This window comes from Mycobacterium sp. (assembly GCF_050701675.1).
GTDB lineage: Bacteria > Actinomycetota > Actinomycetes > Mycobacteriales > Mycobacteriaceae > Mycobacterium.
In genome coordinates this window covers 1-2682 of the sequence record NZ_JBOGDD010000630.1, presented here as the reverse complement: position 1 = coordinate 2682, position 2682 = coordinate 1, and the positions used below count along the sequence as shown (strand labels likewise).

At 67.2% G+C, this 2682-nt stretch carries 1 protein-coding gene; it reads left to right on the top strand.

Annotated elements, in window-relative coordinates:
• A partial coding sequence (locus ACRDUX_RS19405; RefSeq protein ID WP_526415647.1) for an NAD-glutamate dehydrogenase domain-containing protein occupies positions 1–2682 on the top strand: 2682 nt, incomplete at both ends.

Below are 2682 nucleotides of genomic sequence, written 5' to 3'. Positions count from 1 at the left end.
AACCTCACGTGGTACCTCGCAGGCCGGTCGGCGTCCCTGAGCGTTCTGCTTCCGATGCTGCAGTGCATGGGCGTGGTCGTCCTCGAGGAACGCCCGTTCACCGTCACCAGGGCAGACGGCATGCCGGTCTGGATCTATCAGTTCAAGATCTCGCCACACCACTCGATTCGGGAGGAACAGGACCCCGCCCAGCGCGAAGCCACCGCGATGCGGTTCGCCGATGCGGTCACCGCGATCTGGCACGGCCGGGTCGAGATCGACCGCTTCAACGAGCTGGTGATGCGGGCGGGGCTCACCTGGCAACAGGTCACGGTGCTGCGTAGTTACGCAAAGTACCTGCGGCAGGGAGGATTTCCCTACGGTCAGTCACACATCGAGACGGTCGTCAACGACAACGCGGGCACTGCGCGAGCGCTGGTCGAGCTCTTCGAGGCGCTATTCGATCCGGAGGACGCGCAGTCGGAATCGGGCAAGAAGCGCGACGCATCGGCGGCTGCCGTCGCCGTCGCGCAAGGCATCGACGCGTTGGTCAGCCTCGACACCGATCGGGTCCTGCGGGCATTCGCCTCGATGATCCAGGCGACGCTGCGCACCAACTACTTCGTCACCGGACCCGATTCAGCCCGCAGCCAGGGCGTCCTGGCGATCAAGATGAATGCCGGTCTGATCGACGAATTGCCATTGCCCCGACCGAGATTCGAGATCTTCGTGTATTCGCCTCGGGTCGAGGGGGTGCATCTGCGGTTCGGCTTCGTGGCGCGCGGCGGTCTCCGCTGGTCGGACCGGCGCGAGGACTTCCGCACCGAGATCCTGGGCCTGGTCAAGGCGCAGGCGGTGAAGAACGCCGTGATCGTGCCCGTCGGCGCGAAGGGCGGTTTCGTCCTCAAGAACCCGCCCACCCCGACCGGCGAGGCCGCCGCCGACCGCGACGCGCTACGCACCGAGGGCATCGCCTGCTACCGACTGTTCATCTCCGGCCTGCTCGACGTCACCGACAACGTCGACACCGCAACCGGTGTCGTCACCCCACCCGAAGGTGTCGTTCGCCGCGACGGTGACGACGCCTACCTCGTGGTCGCCGCCGACAAGGGCACCGCGACGTTCTCGGACATCGCCAACGACGTCGCCAAGTCCTACGGCTTCTGGCTGGGCGACGCGTTCGCCTCCGGCGGATCCGTGGGCTACGACCACAAGGCGATGGGCATCACCGCCAAGGGCGCGTGGGAATCGGTCAAGCGGCACTTCCGTGAGATCGGCGTCGACACCCAGACCGAAGACTTCACGGTGGTCGGGGTCGGCGACATGAGCGGTGACGTGTTCGGCAACGGCATGTTGCTGTCCAAGCACATTCGGCTGGTCGCGGCGTTCGACCACCGCCACGTCTTCTTGGACCCCACCCCCGATGCGGCGACCTCCTGGGTCGAACGCAGCCGGATGTTCGAGCTGCCGCGCTCCAGCTGGGATGACTACGACCGCACCCTGATCAGCTCCGGTGGCGGCGTCTACAGCCGGGAGCACAAGTCGATCCCGATCAGCCCGCAGGTCCGCACCGCGCTCGGGCTGGCCGACGACGTCGAGGAGATGACACCTCCGGCCCTGATGAGGTCGATCCTGCAGGCCCCGGTGGACCTGTTCTGGAACGGCGGCATCGGGACCTACGTCAAAGCGGAGTCGGAATCCGACGCCGACGTCGGTGACCGCGCCAACGACGCGGTGCGGGTCAACGGAAGCGCCGTGCGCGCCAAGGTGATCGGCGAGGGCGGCAACCTCGGTGTCACGCAGCGCGGTCGCATCGAGTTCGAACTCAACGGCGGGCACGTGAACACCGACGCACTGGACAACTCCGCGGGCGTCGACTGCTCCGACCACGAGGTCAACATCAAGATCCTCGTCGACTCCCTCGTCACCGGGGGTCAGGTGAGCGCCGACGAGCGCACCGGCCTGCTGATGTCGATGACCGAGGAGGTCGGGGCGCTCGTCCTGGAGGACAACGCCGCGCAGAACGACCTGCTGGGCACCAGCCGTGCCAACGCCGTGGGACTTCTGCCGGTGCACGCCCGTCAGATCCGGGCGTTGGTCGCCGACCAAGGCCTCAATCGGGAATTGGAGGCGTTACCGGCGGAGAAGGAGATCCGCAGGCGCACCGAGGCCGGGCTGGGCCTGACGTCACCCGAACTGTCGACTCTGATGGCCTACGTCAAACTCGCGCTCAAGGACGAACTCCTCGCCGGCGAGCTGCCCGATCAGGAAGTCTTCGCGGCCCGGTTGCCCGAATACTTCCCACACCAGCTGCGGGACCGCTTCGGTAGTGAGATCCGGACCCACCAGCTGCGTCGTGAGATCGTCACGACGATGCTGGTGAACGACCTCGTCGACACCGCAGGCATCAGCTACGCCTACCGCATCACCGAGGACGTCGGCGTCCGGCCGGTCGACGCGGTGCGCTGCTTCGTCGCCACCGACGAGATCTTCGGCGTTGGCGAGGTGTGGCGACAGATCAGGGCGGCAGGCGAGGCCGGAGTCCCGGTGGCGACGACGGATCGGATGACGCTGGATCTGCGCCGCCTGATCGATCGCGCCGGCCGGTGGCTGCTCAACTACCGCCCACAGCCGCTGGCGGTCGGCGCAGCGGTCAACCGGTTCGCCGCGACGGTGGCCGACCTGACGCCGCGCATGTCGGAG